The sequence below is a fragment of the Bremerella sp. JC817 genome, assembly GCF_040718835.1.
GTDB lineage: Bacteria > Planctomycetota > Planctomycetia > Pirellulales > Pirellulaceae > Bremerella.
On record NZ_JBFEFG010000020.1, the window covers coordinates 1 to 889 of the forward strand.

Below are 889 nucleotides of genomic sequence, written 5' to 3' on the forward strand. Positions count from 1 at the left end.
GGCCGCTGATGCAGGGACAATGGGATTCAATCAGCGTCGCCCAGATGGCGTACGATCTGAATCAGCAGCTTCTCTTTGCTTCGCGACAGCCGGAAGCCCCCCACAAGGATGGACCGACGTATGACTACCGGTGGTGAGTTAACGCGATCGCAGGCTGAATCGAAAACGCCTTCTGGCAATTGGCCTCGCCCGGCAAAACGAGCTTGTGCGTTCTGCTGGCCGATACCGGCTTGCGAGCCGGAAAAGAGAATCCCGCCATTCATGAGATGGGGGATCAAGGACTCGCGCAGCATCGGCGGCGATGGCTGGGGTCATGGCTAACGGCCGTTAGCTTCGCCAGTCCATGGCTAGTGGGACTGGTCGCGCTGTTCATTTATCCATTCCTGGTGATGGCAACCCAGAACCCAATCGAACAGGAAGGGACGTATCCGCTGCATCTTGTGGCCGGAAGACTACGCCAAGGTCGGCGAAACGCTTCGCCCTGACGGCGTGTACATTGCCGGCTCCGTCGGCGTCGATTGTTTTGACGATGCGGCGATTGAAGATGTCGTAGGTGTAGTCAACCTCGTGGGCGACTGTGCCGCCGCTGGCGGACATTCCGGCCTGGTATGACGGGCTACCGTTAGAGCAGCGTTGGCAGGTGCAATCCAACTTCTGGAAAGCAATCGCTCATGCATGTCGCGATCAGCCGGCAGTTTTCTGTGCACGAATTCTTTCTTCGCCAGATCGATAATCGCAATCCGACCGGCGCCGACCAGGGCAGGGATCGCGTAGCTGACGACCGGCAGCTTGATGAACTTGTAAAACGATTGTGGGAAAACGGCCGCTTCGAATGGGAGGGGCGAAACCTTCTTCCAACTGACCAGCCGCGCCAAGGCATAGTTGGTCA

The 889-nt window shown here is 58.0% G+C and carries 2 protein-coding genes; both read left to right on the forward strand.

Translation table 11 applies throughout. The features are described from left to right. Window positions 1-438: 438 nt before the first annotated feature. Window positions 439-612 (forward strand): hypothetical protein, encoded by a 174-nt coding sequence (locus tag AB1L30_RS00090; RefSeq protein WP_367011328.1) that lies wholly within the window; start codon window positions 439-441, stop codon window positions 610-612. A gap of 59 nt (window positions 613-671) precedes the next feature. Then, window positions 672-889, forward strand: a 218-nt coding sequence (locus tag AB1L30_RS00095) for a hypothetical protein (RefSeq protein WP_367011329.1), incomplete at its 3' end; no start/stop codon positions are given.